The 21,881-nt window shown below is 46.7% G+C and carries 18 protein-coding genes; 7 read left to right on the top strand and 11 right to left on the bottom strand.

Going from position 1 to position 21,881, the window contains the following annotated elements; all coding sequences use genetic code 11:
* Nucleotides 1–21 precede the first annotated feature (21 nt).
* Nucleotides 22–1,120 (bottom strand): peptide chain release factor 2 gene (prfB, locus tag SHEWPOL2_RS12640; RefSeq protein ID WP_181382077.1). Its coding sequence is split into 2 segments (ribosomal slippage): nucleotides 22–1,044 and nucleotides 1,046–1,120, totalling 1,098 coding nucleotides; the frame shifts between segments, so codons are not numbered across the junction.
* Nucleotides 1,121–1,635: 515 nt separating this feature from the next.
* On the opposite strand from prfB, the gene fdhF reads away from it, so the two are divergent.
* Nucleotides 1,636–5,919: a formate dehydrogenase subunit alpha gene (fdhF, locus tag SHEWPOL2_RS12645; protein WP_037428739.1), complete on the top strand. Its 4,284-nt coding sequence runs from the start codon at nucleotides 1,636–1,638 to the stop codon at nucleotides 5,917–5,919.
* Nucleotides 5,920–6,011: 92 nt separating this feature from the next.
* On the opposite strand, the gene SHEWPOL2_RS12650 is transcribed toward fdhF, so the two are convergent.
* The 5 genes from SHEWPOL2_RS12650 to ohrR form a co-directional block, all read right to left on the bottom strand.
* A complete protein-coding gene (locus SHEWPOL2_RS12650) occupies nucleotides 6,012–7,676 on the bottom strand; it encodes a methyl-accepting chemotaxis protein (RefSeq protein ID WP_037428742.1) in 1,665 nt (554 codons plus the stop codon).
* A gap of 129 nt (nucleotides 7,677–7,805) precedes the next feature.
* On the bottom strand, nucleotides 7,806–8,957 hold the full coding sequence (gene chrA / locus SHEWPOL2_RS12655; RefSeq protein WP_037428746.1) for a chromate efflux transporter: 1,152 nt from the start codon (nucleotides 8,955–8,957) through the stop codon (nucleotides 7,806–7,808).
* A 183-nt stretch (nucleotides 8,958–9,140) separates the two neighbouring features.
* Nucleotides 9,141–10,295, bottom strand: a complete 1,155-nt coding sequence (gene rlmC / locus SHEWPOL2_RS12660; protein ID WP_037428748.1) for a 23S rRNA (uracil(747)-C(5))-methyltransferase RlmC — start codon at nucleotides 10,293–10,295, stop codon at nucleotides 9,141–9,143.
* Between the two features lie 179 nt (nucleotides 10,296–10,474).
* Nucleotides 10,475–11,650: an FAD-dependent oxidoreductase gene (locus SHEWPOL2_RS12665; protein WP_037428751.1), complete on the bottom strand. Its 1,176-nt coding sequence runs from the start codon at nucleotides 11,648–11,650 to the stop codon at nucleotides 10,475–10,477.
* 64 nt (nucleotides 11,651–11,714) lie between these two features.
* Nucleotides 11,715–12,209 carry a hydroperoxide resistance transcriptional regulator OhrR gene (gene ohrR, locus SHEWPOL2_RS12670; RefSeq protein ID WP_037428753.1) on the bottom strand — a complete coding sequence of 165 codons (495 nt, stop codon included), beginning with the start codon at nucleotides 12,207–12,209 and terminating at the stop codon, nucleotides 11,715–11,717.
* A gap of 127 nt (nucleotides 12,210–12,336) precedes the next feature.
* Between ohrR and SHEWPOL2_RS12675 the strand changes: the two genes are divergently transcribed.
* The 3 genes from SHEWPOL2_RS12675 to SHEWPOL2_RS12685 all read left to right on the top strand — a co-directional run bounded on the left by SHEWPOL2_RS12675 (nucleotide 12,337) and on the right by SHEWPOL2_RS12685 (nucleotide 14,688).
* Nucleotides 12,337–12,762, top strand: coding sequence for an organic hydroperoxide resistance protein (locus SHEWPOL2_RS12675; protein WP_037428754.1), 426 nt, complete (start codon nucleotides 12,337–12,339; stop codon nucleotides 12,760–12,762).
* Nucleotides 12,763–12,977: 215 nt separating this feature from the next.
* A complete protein-coding gene (locus SHEWPOL2_RS12680) occupies nucleotides 12,978–14,402 on the top strand; it encodes a cytochrome c biosynthesis protein (RefSeq protein ID WP_037428756.1) in 1,425 nt (474 codons plus the stop codon).
* 100 nt (nucleotides 14,403–14,502) lie between these two features.
* Nucleotides 14,503–14,688: a hypothetical protein gene (locus SHEWPOL2_RS12685; RefSeq protein WP_011621607.1), complete on the top strand. Its 186-nt coding sequence runs from the start codon at nucleotides 14,503–14,505 to the stop codon at nucleotides 14,686–14,688.
* 93 nt (nucleotides 14,689–14,781) lie between these two features.
* Here the strand turns inward: SHEWPOL2_RS12685 and SHEWPOL2_RS12690 are convergent, their stop codons facing one another.
* The 3 genes from SHEWPOL2_RS12690 to SHEWPOL2_RS12700 are packed head-to-tail and all read right to left on the bottom strand — an operon-like array spanning nucleotide 14,782 to nucleotide 16,068.
* Nucleotides 14,782–15,072 carry a hypothetical protein gene (locus tag SHEWPOL2_RS12690; RefSeq protein ID WP_037414668.1) on the bottom strand — a complete coding sequence of 97 codons (291 nt, stop codon included), beginning with the start codon at nucleotides 15,070–15,072 and terminating at the stop codon, nucleotides 14,782–14,784.
* Nucleotides 15,073–15,127: 55 nt separating this feature from the next.
* Nucleotides 15,128–15,661 (bottom strand): class I SAM-dependent methyltransferase, encoded by a 534-nt coding sequence (locus tag SHEWPOL2_RS12695; protein ID WP_037428758.1) that lies wholly within the window; start codon nucleotides 15,659–15,661, stop codon nucleotides 15,128–15,130.
* Nucleotides 15,658–16,068, bottom strand: coding sequence for a hypothetical protein (locus SHEWPOL2_RS12700; protein WP_037428760.1), 411 nt, complete (start codon nucleotides 16,066–16,068; stop codon nucleotides 15,658–15,660). Before SHEWPOL2_RS12700 ends, SHEWPOL2_RS12695 begins: the two co-directional genes overlap by 4 nt.
* A 497-nt stretch (nucleotides 16,069–16,565) precedes the next feature.
* Between SHEWPOL2_RS12700 and fccA the strand changes: the two genes are divergently transcribed.
* The 3 genes from fccA (at nucleotide 16,566) to SHEWPOL2_RS12715 (ending at nucleotide 20,397) form a co-directional block, all read left to right on the top strand.
* The gene (gene fccA / locus SHEWPOL2_RS12705) at nucleotides 16,566–18,356 is read left to right on the top strand and encodes a fumarate reductase flavoprotein subunit FccA (RefSeq protein ID WP_037428763.1); all 1,791 of its coding nucleotides are present in this window, start codon (nucleotides 16,566–16,568) and stop codon (nucleotides 18,354–18,356) included.
* 244 nt (nucleotides 18,357–18,600) lie between these two features.
* Nucleotides 18,601–19,590, top strand: a complete 990-nt coding sequence (ldhA, locus tag SHEWPOL2_RS12710; protein ID WP_037428766.1) for a lactate dehydrogenase LdhA — start codon at nucleotides 18,601–18,603, stop codon at nucleotides 19,588–19,590.
* A 69-nt stretch (nucleotides 19,591–19,659) separates the two neighbouring features.
* Nucleotides 19,660–20,397: a dienelactone hydrolase family protein gene (locus SHEWPOL2_RS12715; protein ID WP_037428768.1), complete on the top strand. Its 738-nt coding sequence runs from the start codon at nucleotides 19,660–19,662 to the stop codon at nucleotides 20,395–20,397.
* Between the two features lie 59 nt (nucleotides 20,398–20,456).
* Here the strand turns inward: SHEWPOL2_RS12715 and SHEWPOL2_RS12720 are convergent, their stop codons facing one another.
* Together SHEWPOL2_RS12720 and SHEWPOL2_RS12725 are read right to left on the bottom strand one after the other, a co-directional pair.
* Nucleotides 20,457–21,002 (bottom strand): DUF3332 domain-containing protein, encoded by a 546-nt coding sequence (locus SHEWPOL2_RS12720; RefSeq protein ID WP_037414674.1) that lies wholly within the window; start codon nucleotides 21,000–21,002, stop codon nucleotides 20,457–20,459.
* 247 nt (nucleotides 21,003–21,249) lie between these two features.
* A complete protein-coding gene (locus tag SHEWPOL2_RS12725; protein ID WP_037414676.1) occupies nucleotides 21,250–21,795 on the bottom strand; it encodes a mechanosensitive ion channel family protein in 546 nt (181 codons plus the stop codon).
* Nucleotides 21,796–21,881: the final 86 nt, after the last annotated feature.

Here is a 21,881-nt window from a genome sequence, read left to right on the forward strand (position 1 = left end):
TCGTCTATACCTTTGAATTAATTACAGCCCTGATTTCAAACTGGCTTCGATAAACTTGTCCAGATCGCCATCGAGTACCGCTTGGGTATTGCGCGTCTCCACGCTAGTGCGTAAGTCTTTAATACGGGAATCATCCAATACATAAGAACGAATTTGGCTGCCCCAACCGATGTCAGATTTGGCATCTTCGGCGGCTTGCTTTTCGGCATTTTGCTTATGCATTTCTAATTCGAACAGTTTGGCTTTTAACTGTTTCATCGCCGAATCTTTGTTCTTGTGCTGTGAACGGTCGTTCTGGCACTGCACTACCGTGTTGGTCGGTAAGTGGGTAATACGTACCGCAGATTCGGTTCGGTTAACGTGCTGACCACCAGCACCCGAGGCGCGGTATACGTCGATACGTAAGTCAGCAGGGTTGATATCGATGGTGATATCGTCATCAATCTCAGGGTAAACGAATACCGAGCAGAAAGACGTATGGCGACGACCCGATGAGTCAAATGGCGATTTACGCACTAAGCGGTGCACGCCAGTTTCGGTACGTAACCAACCAAAGGCATATTCACCGGTAAACTTAATGGTCGCGCCCTTAATACCAGCCACGTCACCGTCGGTCACTTCCATCAGCTCAGGACTGAATCCGTGGGCTTCACCCCAACGCAGATACATACGCAGTACCATGTTGGCCCAATCTTGCGCTTCTGTACCACCACTGCCCGACTGAATGTCTAAGTAACAGTTTGAGGCGTCCTGTGGACCAGAGAACATACGGCGGAATTCGAGTTCGGCCAAACGGCTCTCTAAATAATCCAGCTCTTTGGTGGTTTCATTGAAGGTGTCTTCGTCTTCTTCTTCGATGGCAAGCTCAAGCAGACCTTCAACGTCTTCGAGACCTGCGTCCATATCATCGATAGTTTTGACAACGGCTTCGAGGCTGGCGCGCTCTTTACCTAGGGCTTGAGCACGTTCTGGCTCGTTCCACACCTCAGAACTTTCAAGTTCACGGCTGACTTCTTCTAGACGCTCATGCTTAGCATCGTAGTCAAAGATACCCCCTAAGAAGCTGCGTACGCTCGGCAAGCTCCTTAATTTTGAATTTTACTGGATTAACTTCAAACATGGATTTTTAACTTCGCTTATTTTTGCCGTTTTAATGGGTTTCCCATCAAAGCAGGCGGCGCTTAACGGTAATTGCAACCGCGCATTTTAACCTAACAACGCTGGTAAACCTAGGGCGTGATAGCGTTTCACTGCGATTTTATCAGCATAAAAAGCACCGTTAGGGTCGGCAGATTAACAAACAAAGCCGAGTTAAGACTGTGATCTTACATGAAATTGCCAGCTTGACGCCCCAATTCAATTAAAAATTGAGTTTACTAAACAGTGATAATCACTAAAAACTGCATAGGATTAAACAAGATACAGATAAAACACATATAAAATGCTGAGATAATCACAGTATTCCACCAATAAACTTTCATCAGCGCACAGTCTGACGCCTGTTTGTGATGACAGCAGCAATTTAGCATCAAACTTCCCTCGACCATAAGCGTCTTCTAAAGCGCTCTAGTTATACTCAAATCCACCTTAAGCCTGCCATGCAGCAAGCACCCTACAAATATAAAAGGCCATGGGATGATAGAACTTCGAATCGATAATCAGATAGTCTCGGCCGAGCCGAGCGATAACCTATTACACGCAGCCCGTAAGGCGGGTATTGCTATTCCCAGCCTGTGCGATCCCACTGACGCCTCACGGCAATTGGACACGCAAGCCCATGCCGAAAAGCAGGACTGTAACCTCTGTCTGGTGCAAATCGAAAATAGCGATGCCAGTCTGCGCTGCGTTAAAGCCTGTGAAACCCCTGCCCAAACAGGCATGAAGGTCATCACCCAATCGGCGTTTTTAACCAAACAGCGCCAAGCGGCACTGAACACCATCTTGAGTGATCACTTTGCCGATTGTGAAGCGCCCTGCCAACAGGCATGCCCTGCGGGCGTCGATGTACAAAGTTATCTCTACCACATTGCCCAAGGTGACCACACCCAAGCGATTAAAGTCATTAAAGACACTCTGCCACTGCCGCTGTCGATTGGCCGTGTCTGCCCCGCGTTTTGCGAAACCGAATGCCGCCGCGGCCTCGTCGACGACCCTATTGCCATCCGCCAACTTAAGCGCCACGCTGCCGATTTAGATTTAGCCGATGACGAGCACGGCAATAGCTATCAACCACCACGCCTCGCAGACACGGGGAAGAAAATTGCCATTATAGGCGCAGGCCCTGCGGGCTTAAGTGCGGGTTATTATCTTTCTAATCAAGGGCATAATGTCGAGATATTTGAAGCCATGCCCAAGGCGGGCGGTTGGCTGCGCTACGGTATTCCCGAATACCGTTTACCCAAGGCGATTCTCGATAAAGAAATCGAGCTGCTGTGCCGTAATGGTTTAATCATTCATACCAATACTCGCCTCGGCCATGAGATCCACTTAGCCCAGTTGGTCACCGACTTCGATGCAGTGTGCCTTGCGATCGGCGCCCAAAAAGCAGTGCCGATGAATTATAAAGGCTCGGAGCTGGCGGGCTGTTATCTTGGAGTAGATTTTCTTAAGGATCATTGCCTCGATAAGCAACTGAAGTTGGGTAAAAAAGTCGCAGTCATCGGCGGCGGCAATACCGCCATCGATTGTGCTCGTACAGCGGTACGTGAAGGCTGCGATGTTACTTTAATCTACCGCCGTACCCGCGCCGAAATGCCCGCCGAAGCCTACGAAGTACACGAGGCCGAAGTCGAAGGAGTAAAATTCCACTTCTTAACCAATCCCATTGAAAATCATAGTGATGCCAATGGACATGTACAGTCGGTTACCTTCAGCAAAATGTCGCTCGGTGAAGCTGATGCTTCAGGCAGACGCGCCCCCGTGGACACTGGGGAAACCTTTACCGAAGCCTTCGACACTGTTATCGCCGCCGTCTCGCAGGCACCAGACCTGAGCTTTATGCAAGATCCCATGGGGCAACTCAGCCATGGCGAGCTGGCACTCAGTCGCTGGAACACCCTCATTGGTTGTGAGCAAACCATGTCATCGGGTGTGGAAAAACTGTTTGTGATGGGCGATGCCCGCCGCGGCCCAGCCACCGCGGTTGCCGCGATTGGTGATGGCCGAAAAGCGGCAAAAGCCATTGATAAAATGCTTCAAATTGGCCTTAGCTGTGATTTACATGCCCACGATTTTAACTCGGTAAAAACCATTCCGAGCGCCCTTAAGCAAGCTAAAACAACATCAGAAGCTGCGCCAACGCTTTATCCTCATACGCCACGTCAGCCCCGCTTGAAAATGCCCGAATTAACAGCATTACAACGGCTGCTGAATTACAGTGAAGTCGAATTGGGCTTTCCCGCAGATGCCGCTATGCAAGAGGCTGCGCGTTGCCTTGAGTGTGCCTGCCAGGCCAATACCGACTGTAAACTGAGGGATTACGCTACGGATTACGGTGTTGAGAGCAAAAGCTTAGCCACTGAAAATGCACGGCATTTCAGCGTAGATAAGAGTTCACCCTTTATTCAATTCGATGCTAACCGTTGCATTAGCTGCGGCAAATGCGTTGATGTGTGCCAGCAGCAGAGCGGCCACTGCGCCATCCAATTTACCGAAGATTCCTATCAGGCGCTGCCACAGGAAATCAGTCAAAGCCTCGTGCGCCGCGCGCCGAGAGTTGGCTTTAGCGCGAGCATGGCCGATAGTCGCTGTGTACAATGTGGCAACTGCGTGCAGGTGTGTCCCACTGGCGCACTGGTCGATGCGCGGGACAAACGCCAAGGCGATAAAACAGCACTTAAAACCGCCTCGACGATTTGTACTTACTGCGGTGTAGGCTGTCGTCTGGATCTTAAAATTGACCCTAACACCAATCGCATTCGCCATATCGAAGGCAATAAAGACTCGGTTGTTAACCAGGGCATGTTATGTGTTAAAGGGCGTTTTGGTTTCGATTTTATTCACAGCGACAAACGCCTCACGACACCATTAATACGTAAAAATGGCGAACTACAACCTTGTAGTTGGCCCGAAGCCATCGCCTATGTGGCGAAATGCTTAACCGAGATAAAACAGCAAGATGGCAGCAACGCGATCGCTAGTCTCGCCTCGGCTAAAGCGACTAACGAAGATAACTTTGTGCTGCAAAAGTTTGTCCGCAGCGTTCTTGGTACCAATAATATCGATCACTGCGCCCGCCTATGCCACTCATCGACGGTAACGGGCTTACAGCAAAGTATTGGTAGTGGCGCGATGACCAATGATATTCCAAGTATTAAAGACTCGGATGTTATCTTTATCATCGGTTCAGACACCACCTGTGCCCACCCGATTATTGCCTCAAAAATCCAGCAGGCGGTAATGCAGCACGGCGCACGATTAATCGTGGCCGATCCTAAACGCGTTGGTATAGCAGAAAAGGCCGAACTCTATGTTGCCCACAGACCGGGCACGGATGTGATGCTATTAAACGCCATTATGGCGGAAATTGTTCGCCACGATTGGCAAGATAAAGCCTATATCGCCAAGCGAACTGAAGGGATCGAGGGCCTCTATGCGGAATTAGCGAAGGAGGATTACTCCCTCGAAAACGCCGCCCTAATCACAGGTGTTAAGGCTGAGGATATCGCCCGCATCGCGCATACCATAGGCACGGCGCAAAAAACGGCGGTTTACTACGCCATGGGCATCACACAGCATACGACAGGCCACGATAACGTCACCGCCATTTCTAACCTGCAACTACTCTGCGGTAATATCGGAGTATCAGGGGCGGGTATCAATCCGCTGCGCGGCCAGAGTAATGTGCAAGGGGCTTGTGATATGGGTGCATTACCCAACTACTTCACAGGCTATCAAAAGGTCACGGATATTCATGCCAGAATGCGCTTCGAAAGCCACTGGCAAACGCCGTTATCGGGGGAAATTGGCGTCACGGCAACCCACATGATGCACGACATTGCCAAGGGCAAAATCAAAGCCTTATATGTGATGGGTGAAAATCCAGTGCTGAGCGATCCCGATCAAGCTCATGTGCTTAATGCACTGAGTCAAATCGATTTTCTGGTAGTGCAGGATATCTTTTTAACCGAGACGGCCGAGCTTGCCCATGTGGTCTTGCCCGCCGCCGCTTTTGTAGAAAAACGCGGCCACTTTACCAATACCGAGCGTCGGGTGCAGCGACTCGAGCAAGCGCTTGCCTCACCGGGGGAAGCCTTACCCGATTGGCAGATCGTACAAGCGCTGGCTAATGCCATGGGCGCAAACTGGGATTACAAAGATGAAGAGGCTATTTGGGCTGAAATCAATGTATTAACACCCCAGTATCGCGGTATTCGTTGGGAAAGATTAACCACAAGTGCAGAGGGTAAAGTGCATCAAGGTATTCAATGGCCCTGTCCAGATGAAAATCATCCGGGGACACCGATTATGCACCAGAGTCAATTCACCCGCGGTTTAGGCTTATTTACGCCCGTCAGTTATCGTCTTCCCGCCGAAATGCCCTGCAACGAGTATCCACTGACGCTATCGACGGGGCGGCTCTTGGAACAATTCCACACAGGTACACTCACCCGTAAAACACCGGGACTGGATTTACTCGGCGCACCTAAAGTGATGATTTCAGTCTATGATGCCGAGCAACTCGGGATAAATAATGGCGACAGAATTAGCCTTATCACCCGCCGCGGCGAGATTGAGATAGATGCCTTTGTGACTAAACGCGCCCAAGCCGGTGTACTGTTCTTGCCGTTCCATTTTGTCGAAGCCGCAGCGAACAAACTCACCATCAATGCCTTAGATCCCGTGGCTTATATCCCTGAATATAAGGTTTGCGCAGTAAGAGTTGAAAAGGTGACTAAGCGGGTTATCGAACCAGCCTAAACAGATATTTGGGGATACGACTCAATAAATGGATATAAAAAACGGGAGATGTTATCTCCCGTTTTATTTTATAACTCAATAATAAATCAGTATTAAATTTTAAACTGCCCAACTAACTTGCCAAGATTGGTCCCTTCCTGCGACACAGTCTGACTCACCCTTGCCGCATCTTCACTGGAATGCAGCAGCTCATTCACAATTTCTTGGATAGCATAAACGTTACGGTTGATTTCCTCGGTCACAGAGCTTTGCTCGGTCGCCGCAGTGGCAATTTGGGTACTCATATCGTTAATCGCCGTTACCGCCGAGGTAACCGAACCTAAGCTTTCAGAAATAGCACGGGAAGATTCAACCGAGCGCACACAACTCTGCTGACTCTCGTCCATGGTTTTCACCGCCTGCGAGACCAGCTTATGCAGCTCAGATAGCATTTCATTAATTTCTAAGGTGCTTGCCTGAGTTCGGCTGGCTAAGTTACGTACCTCATCGGCTACCACGGCAAAACCTCGTCCCTGTTCACCTGCTCGGGCGGCTTCAATGGCTGCGTTAAGAGCGAGCAAGTTGGTTTGCTCGGCAATGCCACCAATCACCGACAATACGCTGTTAATCTTCTGCGATTGTTCACTCAACGATTTGATACTGCCCGCGGCATTATTGATTTGCGCCATCAATCCAGCAATTTCTTCTAATGATGCATCGACACAGCGCTGAGCGTTAGCTACATCACCTGTCGCCGCTTGAGTAGCTTCGGCCACTTGGGTGGTGTTTTGCGCGACTTCACTCGCGGTAGATGACATTTCAGTAATCGCGGTAACGACTTGGTCAGTCTCATTGTTGTGACTGAGCAGTTGGTGTGACATCACTTTCGTTTGGTCATGAATCGCATTGGCAGCCGTTTTGACTTTGGCGGTCGCATTCGCCACATCACCGATAATGGTTTGTAGCTTATCGACAAACAAGTTAAAAGCTCGACCTAATTGAGCAATCTCGTCTTCACCTTTAACCATTAAGCGCTTAGTTAAATCCCCTTCACCCTTAGCAATATCATTAAGATTATCAGCCATATTTTTGATCGGCACGACCATTCGATGGGCGGCGACCATAATGATAAACGCCGTAATCCCCGTTAACACAATGGCGATTAGGAGGATCATAAACGATTTCTCAGCCATCTGTTCAGTCACAGTTTGACGATAATCTTCAACTACGGCTTCAATATCATCAATATAAGCGCCAGTTCCTAACATCCAGTCTGTACCTGGAACCATCATCACGTAGCTTATCTTCTCAATTTGCTCATTGGTATTAGGCTTCTGATAATAGTAAGAAAAGTTACCATCACCCCGTTTCGCCGCATCCAGCAAACCAACAATAATCTTGGTGCCGCGCGGGTCGGTCATATCGATTTTGTTTTGACCTTCTAAATTAGGTAATAAAGCATGGAATATATTTTTACCTTGGGAATCATACATAAAGAAGTAACCCGCACTGCCAAAACGAATATCTCGCAATGCTTGATTCACATTACCTTGCTCCTTTAAAGACAATTGGTATTGCACAATTCCCGCGGCAATTTCGGTCGCTTCTTTAATTTGTTGTTTACGTTCGCCCACTAATTTTGTTCTAAAGGTCACAAACTCTTCCGCGAGAGATTCCTGTTCGACATAGTAGGAAACAGTCATTAACACTAATAAGGTCAAGATGAGGGGAAACAAAGATAACAGCAGTAATTTATTACGCAGGCTTAAATTCGACATGCTTGCTTACTCCAGAGTGATGTAATTTATATTTTTTATATGGTCGAAGTATAGCCAAAAAGGTGCATCCACTTAGCGCTTGGGTTAACAAAATTTTCTATAGAGGATAAAAATTATACTCAACTGATTTTAAGCTAATAATATCAGTCCTATGCCACATAGGCTAAAACCTAAGACCAGTAACAACATCTGCGGTTTAAAGAGTTTTAATGCACCAAAACCAAGCAAGACAACAGCCATATCCACCGCAGATAACACCCCTTGGGTAAATACAGGTTGATACAGCGCAGCCGCCAATAATCCCACCACACAGGCATTTATGCCCGAGAGCATGCCGGCAATCTTGGGCCTTGCGGCAATAGCATGCCAACTTTTTAAGCCCACCAGCATCAATAAAAATCCCGGTAAGAATATTGCTACAGTTGCGATGGCCGCACCGACAAAGGGATTGTCTAGCATCATCTCAGCGCCAAGGAAGGTGGCAAAGGTAAACATCGGCCCAGGCACAGCTTGGGCAAAGGCGTATCCGGTGAGAAAACGATCGCCGCTCATCGTATCACCCACAGCGGTTTCAAGCAGTGGCAGCACCACATGGCCGCCACCAAAGACTAAACTCCCGACACGAAAAAACTCACCAAAAATCCCTGCTTCAATCCCCAGATTTAAGGCAAAAAAACTCGCCACAAATAAGACAATGAATAATCCTAAGCTCAGGTAATTTAACCTAATCGGTTCATCTTTACTGGACTCGCTCTCAGTCGCACTCAGGAATGACATACCTAAAATGGCAGCAAGCAACAGTAAGGTGATTTGTGTCCATAAGAAAGGCAGAATGAGTATCGCAGCGGCACTACCGAGCATGAGTAAACGCGCCGTTTGCCGTTGACAAAATTGCTTAAACATCGCCAATACCGCATCTGCGACAACCACGACGGCCAGCAGTTTTAAACCATGCACTATGCCTTGCATGTACTCGTTACCTAACCAAGCGGCAGTCGTCACAGCGAGTAAATACATCAGCACGAAGGAAGGCAAGGTAAATCCAGCAAAGGCGGCTATCGCCCCTAAAAGCCCACCACGATGATAACCAATGGCAAACCCCACCTGACTCGATCCCGGCCCCGGCATAAATTGGCTTAAGGCTACAAAACTGGCATAGCGTTTATCATCAAGCCAGGCGAGTTCGTTGACAAAGGTCTGGCGAAAATAACCAATATGCGCCGCTGGCCCACCAAAGCTCATCAGACCAAGTGAAAAAAAACGTAAGAATATCTGCAGCATAAACTTTGCCCTTCGATGCATAAAGTGAACAAGATTATGTCACTAAAAAGACCGTTTAATGAAAGCTAAATCCGCAAGACACAAAAATACTCAAACAAAGGTAAAATGAGCAAAATTCCTTTTTATCGACCTCTAAATTGACTATAGCGATCTACTGCTCAGGAGATCATTCATTTAGATCGCTTAATCTTTTACCAACATGGCTAAGACTTCGAAATGATCCGAATGGGGAAAGAGATCGAACAACTGCACCTTAGTTAATCGATAGCCACGAATATGGGCGAGATCTTTAGCAAGGGTTTTGGGATTACAACTGGAATACAATATCGCCCTAGGGGCAAATTCACTTAAGGCGTGACACAGGGACTCACCAATCCCACGACGCGGCGGATTAACAATAATCAAATCGGGCTTTGTTTGCGCCGCATCACCCTTGGCAAAATCGGTGGAATCGAGCGCCATAAACTGCACGTTATCCAGCCCCATCATTTGCGCCGACATCTTCGCGCAAGCAATTGCCTCAGCTTCGATTTCAATCCCAGTTAAAGGGATATCTTTGGAGGCACAGTGCAAACCAAAACCGCCCACACCACAAAATAAATCCCACAGCGAGTTTGGCGCAAATTCGCCAACCCACTCACGGGCGGTTTGATACAGTTTTGCAGCAACCTGTGGATTCGTTTGAAAAAAGCTTTTTGGGCGAATAAATAACGGCACATCGTTAAAGCGCTCTTCAAGACGAGTATTTTCAGTTAAGAAAATTTCCTCATCCCCTTCAAGGATCGCCATATGAATGGGCTGAATATTTACCGATACGACGCTGATTTGTGGATATTCAGCCAGCAACGCGGGTAATTCCCGTTCAATACGGGCAATGGCATCGGATGAGCGCAGCACAAAACGCAGCATATATTCGCCGCGCACTTGGCTGCGCGTCAGTAGAATAAACTTAAGCTCGCCCTTGGCTTTATCGATACGATACGGCGGGATACCCGCTTGCTGCACAAAACGCTCCAGACGGTGGAGCAACGCTTGCATATCAGCAGGATACAGCAAGCAGTCACAGAGACTCACCGCCTCACCGCTTGGACTGACAATCCCCAGTACAGGCGCATGAGCCGCGCCAAGCACCACCATTTTCGCCTTGTTACGAAAACCTTGGTCTTCACCCACTACGGGCGGCAAAAATTGGGTATGAGTATGCTCAACAAATGGGGCTAACAATTGCTGTAATTCTTGGGTTTTCGCCGCTAATTGCATCGACATAGGGAGCTTAATATGACGACAGGATTGGCATTGGCCTTGTTCAAAATACCCACATTGCACTAATGTACTCACAGCATCGTACCCACAGCAGTTCCCGTCTATCTTATCTATTGAGATGGCGAGTGAAATTGAGATAACAACTGAAGCATTACAAATACCGTAACGGCCTCAGTTAAAAAGCGCCACACTTTAGCGTTTTTATGCAAAAAGATCATCTTCAACCACAGCATCACGCCCAATGTTAGACAGAATTAAGTTAATCTGAGGCTGTCTACATCGGCGATTGGTGGACGTTTCCCTAACTTTTGTTCAATCCATTCAATTACTTCAGCAGAAGTGCTTCTAAAGGTCGTGAGTTTGCCACCATATAAACTCAGCAGCCTTGGATGTGAAACTGAGGTTTGCATTAAGGTATCCCTAGGCCGCTCAAAAGCGGAACTAGCCTGTTTAGGTAGCACTCGCACGCCGCAATAGGTTTGCACTATCTTAGCCTTAAGCTCCTCAATCGATGGGGAAAGTGGAAAGTAATGACGATAAATACCTAAGAGGTACTGAGTTTCAGATTCCGTTACTTTGGGAGGGGTATCGATGGACGTCAGCACTGTTTCAGTGGTGCCGATGAGCATTTGTCCATACCAAGGCATCACAAAAATCACCCGCTTATCGAAGCAGGATTCTAAATATAAAATCCCCTCAGGTGCAGGCAAGTCGAGCAATAAATGCGCTCCCTGCACCCAATCGATTTCAACACCCGCAAGAGGCGGCTCAACGTTAGCTAATACCTGATTAACCCAAGGGCCAGCGGCGTTTATCACCAGCTTGGCATCAATTTGTTGTACTTGGTCGCAATGGCGAAAGCTAAGCTCAATATGCTCCCGTAAATGATTGAGCTGCAAAAACTCGGCCTCGGCATAGATATGCGCGCCAAGTGCTTGAGCGCTGCGCGCCACTGCTTGAGTGAGTAATTTATCGTCGGTTTGTGCATCCCAGTATTGGAATACCGCTTTTAACCCAGTGAGTTTAAGCCCGTTAAAACGATGCCAATGCACTGCGGGAATAGAGACAAAACGCCCAAGCGGGTCAAATTCACTCAACAATGCATATAAACTCAGCCCAGCACGTATCGTCAACGGATTGCGTTGACTGTCCTGATAGACGGGAATGTAGAAAGGAACGGGTTTGACTAAGCTAGGCGCCAGATCCAGTAAATTACGCCGTTCAAGCAGTGACTTACGCACGAGATTAACTTGCCCACTCTCAAGGTAACGTAGGCCACCGTGGATAAGCTTACTGGAATTGGCTGAGGTTTGGCCGCCAATCTCACCTTTTTCAATAAGTAAAGTTGAATACCCTGCCGCTGCGGCATATTGGGCAATGCCGACACCGCTGATGCCACCACCGATAATAGCAATATCGAATGAACTCATAGAGGTTTTATCCATCCTGATGTGCTTCTGGCTAACGTATCCCAATTATTTCGAACAGAGATACCTAATCTACACTGTGCAACTGTGCCAATGCTTTATCACACATGGCTTTTAGCGCTTTAAGATCATCAATTTCAGCCCCAATTTTACAGCGCATTAAATGCGGGATCTCACTAGCCTGTCGCTTTAACGCCTGACCAGCAGAAGTCAAACTGAGTACCCGAACTCTTTCATCCTGTTCGCTACGACCGCGACTCACTAATCCCTTCGACTCTAAACGTTTAAGTAACGGCGTCAATGTACCCGAATCGAGAAATAATTTATCCCCTAAGGTCTTCACGCTAATCCCCTGATCCTGCCACAACACTAGCATGACCAAATATTGGGGATAGGTTAAATCTAGCTTATCAAGCATAGGACGATAGGCACGCACCATGGCATTTGCTGCACTGTATAGAGAAAAACAAACTTGATTCTCTAGGCATAACACATTGTCTGTATTGGTGGTTTCAGACATTTCTAACGCGTTTTCCATTGAAGTTAACTCAGAGCTTGGCATAGTCATTCCAAAAAACTTAAATATATTGCGCACAATACTTGCATTCACACTAAAGATCGAACTATAGTTTATCACAATTAAATTGCACACAATTTAAATTAACTATTTAAACACTGAGGATCTAAACATGAAAACATTATATGAAACCCGAGCAACCGCCAGAGCAGGTCGTCAAGGCCAAGTCAGTACCGATGATGGGTTACTCGATGTAACACTCGCCTATCCAAAGGCAATGGGCGGAAGTGGATTAGCAACGAACCCTGAGCAACTGTTTGCAGCAGGTTATGCGGCTTGTTTCTCTAATGCGGTTTTGCACGTTGCCAAAATCGGCAAAGTGGCCATTACTGAAGCGCCTGTCAGTGCTGTGGTTGGCATTGGCGCCAATGATGCGGGAGGTTTTGCCTTAACTGTCGCCCTAGAAGTCAATCTTGACCTGCCGCAAGCTGAAGCCGAAGCCTTAGTACAACATGCCCATCAAGTGTGTCCATATTCTAACGCTACACGTAATAATATCGATGTAAAACTGAGTGTTAATGGCATAGCATTAAACTAAGCGCTTAACCATAGACTGAAAAGCACCTTGGGGTGCTTTTCAGTTATTCGCAGCTTATTTCCCCAACAGTAAACCTGCCTCACTTCCCAAAAACCAGTTAATCGCGAGTTAACTAACATTTCTTAATGCTTAATTTAATCAAAAGGATTGAATTCAGTAGAGTAATAGTCAGAAATCCATTTAAAACACATCTTGTCCACAATTGTGGAGGCACTATGACTAAATACTTAACCCAATTCGCTCTGCTATGCTCTCTCGCATTAGCAATGCTCAGCACACCTAGTTGGGCCGACACCCCAAATACTTCCGATCAAACGTGGCATTACGTCAACGCCCAAGGTGAGCTTAAGATTAAACTCTACTTTTTTTGGTCAAAAACCTGCCCCCACTGTGCAGAGGCTCACCCCTTTATTGATTCACTCCCCCAAAAATATCCATGGATAGAACTCGAGTCACATATGGTTTCTGCACCTGGCGTGCAGGATATTTGGCAAAATATCGCGGCCAAAACCACGACTGAAGCTCGCTCCGTCCCTTATATGGCAAGCTGTGAAAAAGCCATTGTGGGTTACTCGAGTGAAGCGGTGACCGGAGAGTTTCTCGTAAATCGTTTGAAGAATTGTTACTTATCCTTAGGTGGTCAGCTAAGCGAAGCAGATATGCCAACAAAAGGCACACCGAGTTCAGCATCAACCAGCAGTGCACCATTATTTGGCACCTGTGGTTCTGACTCCGGCGAAGGCACCTGTGATGCAACTAGCCTGGCAAGTAACGACCAAGCTGAAGTACAACCCGTTGAATTACCACTTGTCGGAGTGGTCACTCCCGAGACGATGTCACTCCCGCTGCTAACGTTAGTACTTGCTGGCGTCGATGCCTTTAACCCTTGCGCCTTCTTCGTATTGCTGTTTTTACTGTCGATTATGGTTAATGCGAAGAGCCGTAGCCGTATGCTGTTAGTCGGCGGTATCTTCGTGTTCTTCTCTGGCTTTATTTATTTCCTATTTATGACGGCATGGCTGAATATCTTCAAACTGCTAGGAGCAGGTAGTGATGGTGGAATGATCATCTTAGCGGCTGGGGTCTTAGCCTTGATCGCAGGCACCATTAACGTAAAAGACTACTTCTTTACTAAAGGAGAAGTCACCCTCTCAATGTCGGCTGAAAACCGTACGAGCCTGATCAAACGCATGGGAAAACTCTCTAATTCCAGTAGTTTAGGCGCCTTAATTCTGGGGTCGACCGTACTGGCGATTTTAGCCAATGCCTACGAGCTGCTCTGCACCGCAGGCTTCCCAATGATTTATACCAGCGTACTATCCATGCATAACCTGCCTGAGATTGAGCGCTATATGTATCTGGTTTTATACAATATTGTCTATGTGATCCCACTGGCAATTATTGTGATTGTGTTTAGTGCGACCTTAGGCAAACGTAAACTGACCGAAAAAGAAGGCCAGGCACTCAAGCTAATGTCGGGTGTGATGATGTTTGGTATGGGGGTTGCGCTAGTGATTGATCCCACTGCGCTACAGAGTGTTGGGCTGGCACTGGGGTTAATCCTAGGCTCTTTAGGGCTCACCTTCATCATAGTGCTAAGTCGCAAGTTACTGACGGCAAAAGCCAACAAGGCAGTATAAGCATTAACGCTCGGCTTTGGATTGGCAAACTTGGGATAACGGACTAAAGTAAAACCTGAGCTTGCCGATACAAAGACTCAGCTTACAATTGAGGTTAGTTATGTCTATTTCACTGAACACCCAAGCTATCACGCCCAACTTAGAAAACGGTGCCGTTGGCGTTAAAGTGGCCCAGTTAGCCAAAGAGCAGCAAAAGGCAGAAGGTCAAATTGCCGTTGATTTAATTAACGCTGCAACACCTCAACCCGTGGGAAATACCGGCCACAATATCAACACTACGGCCTAATCCTAGCTCAATGTGTAACCAAAACGCCCCGAAATTCGGGGCGTTTTTATTTACAATTTTTAATGCACTTATGCTGAGGGGAACCAATCAAGCTTAAGAAAAGGCATTACCATTCACATGCATAATAGTGAAAGTCCACACAACAAAGGCCAGAGGAATATGCACTAAGGCATAAAAACATTGGTCGAGTCGACTCATCCCTTTGGCAAGCCAAATCAAATATAAATGCAGCCCAATAACAGCTGGAAACAAGGTAAACAGTGGATACAAGGCAAAAGGGCTAGCATCGGCTAACAAGCTGTGGCTTAACAGGGCCCAAGCCACCATTAGTGCCGTGGTTATAGGTGGCATGGCAACACGATACTGCTCTGGATACGGAAACATCCTTGGCCTCTTACACTTATTTAATACTTATGGTGGCAGTTGACCCCAAATGGGATCACTGGAGCGGTTTTCGCGCGATCAACTGCGCCTTAGCACTTTCAATACCCGTAACAGCATCGCTTAACCGCCCTTCAAAGTAATGCAAAGGTTGCCAGTTAGCAAATACGGATTGTAGTTCGTGTTCTTTGAGTAAAAAATCGGGATTGCGAGGGCGGCCAATTTCCGCCTGTTGCCACGTAAAGGTCTCATAGACAATGAGTCCCCCGTGCTTAAGGCTAGCGGCAATTTGCGGGAATAGTGGCCGATGTAAGTAATTAAAGACTAGCACTATATCAAAAGTGTCTTGGGGTAACAGAGGGGCGCTGCCATCTTCTAAATTCCACTGCCATTGATGTGCTTTGTCGTGTGTTAGCTTGACCAATGTACTCAAATCTTGATCGATAAAGGTCACTTCACAGCTTTGATTCAGAAACCACAATCCATTTCGCCCAGAGCCACAGGCTAAATCCAATACCTTAAGCCCTGCAAGCTCGGGCCATTGAAACTGGGTAATTAAGCTCGAAGCTGTGCAGAGTGTAGCGTGTGTCATCCCTTTATCTCTTTTTTAGTGTCTATCTGTTTGCGATGCACTATCGAATAGTGTCTGAGTCCAGACGGGCCATGAGAGACTATCACAGATAAAAATAACACCAAGATAAACAACTCTGGCTTGTAATTGGCAAGCGGGATAAACAGACAAAGCAAACCTAATTTTCCAAGGGTTAACACACCCTTAAGTTGAATTAACCAACGCCAATCCCGAATAATTTCCCACAACATTAATATGCTGCCGGTGCTCATGGCGAGATACCAATAATTTAACCAAAGGGATTTATCAATGTTTAATAATATCCCGCCACCCGCACCTGCAATGCCTAATATATGTAAAGCCCTTAAGGCTGTTTTACTAAGTCGCTGTACCCAAAAACGTTTTTCAGAAATCTGCTGCCTAGGCATAAATTTAACCCCTTAACACCACTTAAGTAACATTTTGGAAAAATATATTGTATTTTTTCAAAAATACACTAGCGCTATATTATTATTTATTGAATACTCAATCTGCGAGCAAAGAATATTTAAAACAATAAAAGCATCAAAATACACAATTAAAATCAAAAAGTTAAAAACAAGTCACCAACTACAGTTGATTTTACCATTCATTATTCAAATATAATTAAGCCACCAAAATATGTTAACTCACGCAAGTTATACCGTATTCTCTAAGTGATTAACTTCAATTTCAGTAATATTTTCAGCCATATTGCACATTTCAATTATGTAATTCTCACTGTAACAATCGTTATGTGACCTAAGTACGCATATACCTCTTTAGATAGTGGTAACTTTGTTCATGGAGAATACTCTAAAAGCGCGTGAGCTAAGTAAAATATAAATATCACGCCATGATGAATAACCCTTATTAAGTAGATGAAATGTACGGCGGAGGAACAATTATGTTCATAAGAAAGATTCAAAAAACAGCACTAGCCATGCTGATCTCTGGTGCAATGGCTGGCACAGCCTATGCTGCACCAGAAGTACTAGCCGATTTTCACGGTGAAATGGGTGGCTGCGATAGCTGCCACGTATCAGACAAAGGTGGCGTAACCAACGACAACCTGACTCATGAAAATGGCCAATGTGTTAGCTGCCACGGTGATCTAAAAGAACTGGCTGCTGCAGCGCCAAAAGATAAAGTTTCTCCGCACAAATCTCACTTAATCGGTGAAATCGCTTGTACCAGCTGCCACAAAGGCCACGAAAAATCAGTAACCTACTGTGATGCTTGCCATAGCTTCGGCTTTGATATGCCATTTGGCGGCAAGTGGGAACGTAAGTTTGTTCCTGTCGATGCAGACAAAGCGGCTCAAGATAAAGCCATTGCCGCAGGCGTGAAAGAAACAACTGACGTTGTCGTTATCGGCTCTGGTGGTGCAGGTCTTGCTGCTGCCGTTTCAGCCCGTGATGCTGGCGCAAAAGTGATCCTGTTAGAAAAAGAACCTATCCCAGGTGGTAACACTAAACTGGCTGCTGGTGGTATGAACGCCGCAGAAACTAAGCCACAAGCTAAGTTAGGTATCCAAGATAAGAAACAAATCATGATCGACGACACCATGAAAGGTGGTCGTAACATTAACGATCCTGAATTAGTGAAAGTCCTGGCCAACAACTCTTCAGACTCTATTGATTGGTTAACCTCTATGGGTGCCGACATGACTGACGTAGGCCGTATGGGTGGCGCAAGCGTTAACCGTAGCCACCGCCCAACGGGTGGTGCAGGTGTTGGTGCTCACGTTGCACAAGTACTGTGGGACAACGCCGTTAAACGTGGTACTGATATTCGTTTAAACAGCCGTGTTGTACGTATCCTTGAGGATGCGAGCGGTAAAGTGACCGGCGTTCTAGTGAAAGGTGAATACACTGGTTACTATGTAATCAAAGCCGATGCGGTAGTTATTGCTGCTGGTGGTTTCGCGAAAAACAACGACCGCGTTGCTAAGTATGATCCTAAATTAAAAGGCTTTAAAGCAACTAACCACCCAGGTGCTACCGGTGACGGCTTAGACGTCGCTCTGCAAGCTGGCGCAGCAACACGTGACTTAGAATACATCCAAGCTCACCCAACTTACTCACCAGCCGGCGGTGTGATGATTACCGAAGCCGTACGTGGTAACGGTGCGATCGTGGTTAACCGTGATGGTGACCGTTTCATGAACGAAATCACTACCCGTGACAAAGCATCTGCTGCGATCCTGAAACAAAAAGGTGAAAGTGCTTACCTCGTATTCGATGACTCTATCCGTAAGAGCTTGAAAGCCATCGAAGGTTATGTTCACTTGAACATCGTTAAAGAAGGTAAAACCATCGAAGAGCTAGCGAAACAACTCGATATACCAGCAGCTGAACTGGCAAAAACAGTGACTGCTTATAATGGTTTCGTGAAATCAGGTAAAGACACTCAATTCGAACGTCCTGATTTACCACGTGAGTTAGTTGTCGCACCTTTCTATGCCTTAGAAATCGCGCCAGCGGTTCACCACACTATGGGCGGTATCGTGATTGATACTAAAGCCGAAGTGAAGAGTGAAAAAACTGGTAAACCTATTGAAGGTTTATACGCTGCGGGCGAAGTCACTGGTGGTGTACATGGTGCTAACCGCTTAGGTGGTAACGCTATCTCTGATATCGTGACCTATGGCCGTATCGCAGGTGCATCAGCCGCTAAATTCGCGAAAGATCACTAATATCAATTCTTTCTAGGTTAATGGACTAACCTTAGGCTCACATAGCACGACCATGAGAGCCAAGCTTGAACACTCAAGCTTATCGACACAAGCGAGCCGTCAGGGGCTCGCTTTTTTTATGCTTTTTTGAGCAATTGATGACTAAGCTCACTCTTTTTACGGGGTAAATTCATCACCAGAGGACAAATGTCGCCGAGTCACATACACTCAGTGCCAGTAACAATGTAACCCTTAGGTGATTGAAATGAGAATTGGATTTTTTAGCGCAAAACATTATGACATGCAGCATTTTAACCGTACTAATGCCGCATTTGGTGCGCAAATTGAGTATTTCGATTATCGTCTCTGCATGCAAACGGTAAAGCTTGCCGAAGGTTTTGAGGTGGTATGCGCCTTTGTTAACGACTCTCTCTGTGAAGAAGTGTTGGTCGAACTCGCTAACGGCGGAACAAAAATCATCGCCATGCGCTGTGCAGGCTTTAACAATGTCGATTTAGTCGCCGCAAAACGTTTAGGTATGCAAGTGGTCAACGTGCCCGCCTATTCCCCCGAATCCGTAGCCGAGCACACGGTCGCCTTAATGCTGACCCTAAACCGCAAAATCCACAAAGCCTACCAACGCACCCGTGATGCTAACTTTTCACTCGAGGGGTTAGTCGGCTTTAACATGTTTGGCAAAACTGTTGGTGTAATTGGCACTGGTAAGATTGGGGTCGCCACCATTAAGGTATTGCTCGGTTTTGGTTGTAAAGTGATTGCCTTTGACCCCTATCCAAATCCCGCGGTAGAAGCGCTCAATGTGGAATATTTAGATCTCGATACCATTTACGCCACCAGCGATATTATCAGCCTGCATTGTCCATTAACCGCCGATAACCACCATCTGCTGAATAAAGAAAGTTTTGCCAAGATGAAACCCGGCGTCATGGTAATCAACACTAGCCGCGGCGGTCTGCTCAATGCCTTCGATGCGATGGAAGCCTTAAAGCTCGGCCAAATTGGCTCCTTAGGGTTAGATGTGTATGAAAACGAAAAAGAACTGTTTTTCGAGGATAAGTCGAACCAAATCATTCAGGACGATGTGTTCCGTCGCTTATCCGCCTGTCACAACGTGATTTTTACCGGTCACCAAGCCTTCCTTACCGAAGAAGCATTGGGCGCGATCGCCAATACAACCCTGAGCAATGTGAAAACCGTGCTCGCAGGCGGGCGCTGTGGTAATGAACTGTTTTAACTGACAGATTAATACCTGACTGCTAAAGTGAGGCTTCAACGTTTGAAGCCTCACAGAGAGAATCTCAATATGTTAGTCACTCAGGAAACTCAGGATATCTCCACGCCTTCAGGGCTAATGCGTACTTACCTCTACCGCCCAGATGCCACCGGGCAATTCCCCTGTATCATTTTTTACTCGGAGATATTTCAGCAAACCGCGCCCATCGCCCGCACCGCGACTATTCTCGCAGGTCACGGTTTTGTGGTGTTAGTGCCAGAGGTATTTCACGAGCTTAATCCGATAGGCACAGTGCTGGCCTACGATGATATGGGTAAAGACAAAGGCAATGCCGATAAATTTGCCAAGCCCTTAGAGCAGCACGACAGCGACACCCAAGCCCTTATCGATTTTGCCCGTCGGCAGAGTTATTGCACCGAAAAAGTCGGCAGTATGGGCGTGTGTATTGGCGGCCACTTAGCCTACCGCGCAGCACTCAATCCCGAGATTTTGGGCGCGTTTTGCCTCTATCCCACCGACATTCATTCCAATACCCTGCCCTGTGCCTATGGCAATGACTCGCTGAGTCGCACAGGCGATATTCAAGGGGAATTAGTGTTAGTGTTTGGTAAGCAAGATCCCCATGTATCGCCCGAGGGGCGGGTATTGATCCACCAACAGTTGATGGCTAAAAACCGCAACTTCAGTTGGCTTGAGGTGAATGCTCAGCATGCCTTTATGCGTGATGAGGGCGAGCGCTACGATCCCGCGCTAGCACTGCAGATGTATCAGCAAGCTGTGGCGTTTTTCCAGAGGGTACTGCGATAATATTGTTATTATCCAACCCATAAATCTAAACCATTTTATGGGTTGGATAATTCAAAAGCTTAAGCAGCAGGTGTTGCTGGCGCATGTAAACGGCTTTGGCTATAAGCAACAAGTTCTTGGTTACTCACTCGCGTGATAAAAGCACCATCGAGGAAAAAGTCCACATCTTCGCCAACTTTACGGCCCGATAATAACTGGGTGCTACCGTCTTCGTAGGCTAACGTCATAGTGACCGTATGCTCATCGGGGTAGGCAATTTGCGCCTGAGTCAGCTTCACTGGCGCAGATCTAAGCTCATCACTCACGTGTGGATTAATCTTAAAAATCGCCTCAACTGGCATATCAACCACAGCGGGTGATTTATCGGTAATCGGATTCTTGCCAGTCCAAAACTCAATGGTATTAAAGATGAACAGATCGCCTGTCGCCGCGATGCCATACACTGGGCTTAACAGCATAAACAAGCCTGCACGACCATAACGGTTATCCACCGCACTTAAATTTCCCTTAGTCACCATTTGGCTTAAACCCATTTGTCCCATACAACCGGTTAACTGGGTCGCGAGTAGCGTGCCAATCGTCACAGCTAAAAGTTTAGATTTCATTAAATTAGATCCATTAGGTAAAAACAAAAGCGCGGATTCTACGGATTCGTGAGCACTAAACCGTGCAACAGGGCACAATCTAAGGTAAACAAATGGAGGAAAATGTAATCAATAACACTGATTTTGTTATATAAAACAGATTAAGCAACGAAAGCTAACGCCAAGATAATAAAACTAAGTGCTTGCGAGTGCGCCGACAACAGTTTGCTAATAAATGTACAGTGATGGCGCACATACAGGAGAATGATTACTCGAGGTCGAGTTTCTTTTTACCATCCTGCAACGCTTGACGCTCGGCAAGCGGTGACTGATCGGCCAGCTTTAACACCGCCTTCTGCAGCATCAAGTTATTGGGATAGGTGATGGTATCGCCATTATCCCTGAGGATAAGTACATGAAACAGCGCGATTTCAATAATCACTCCACTGATATCTTCATCCTTATCCACCACCCGAATACGTTCACCAATCCGATACGGAAATACAAAAAAGATCAGTACGCCAGCAGTCAAGTTGCTCAAGATCGACCATTGGGCAACTAAGGCGACACCCATCACCGCAAACGCGGAGGAAACAAACAGCGACACATCTTGATAACCTAATCCAAGTGAAACCGCCATTAACGACAAAGTGATAAAAAACATCACATAGGAAATAAACCGCGTGACTAGGCTGGTACGGGCCGCACTCACCTGCTTCATTAATGAGAGTTTTTTCACCCATTGAGTTAATGCTCGCTGCAAAAAGATAAACACCACAAGATAAATACAGGCAAGCAGGATTTGATTTGTCATAATAGCCACTTAAAAAACGAAACCAGCTGAATTCTAACTTTTTTATACCTGCACGCAAATCAGCTCAACGCAAATAGAGTAATAAT

Origin of the sequence: Shewanella sp. POL2, from assembly GCF_000282755.1 — a bacterium.
GTDB lineage: Bacteria > Pseudomonadota > Gammaproteobacteria > Enterobacterales > Shewanellaceae > Shewanella > Shewanella xiamenensis.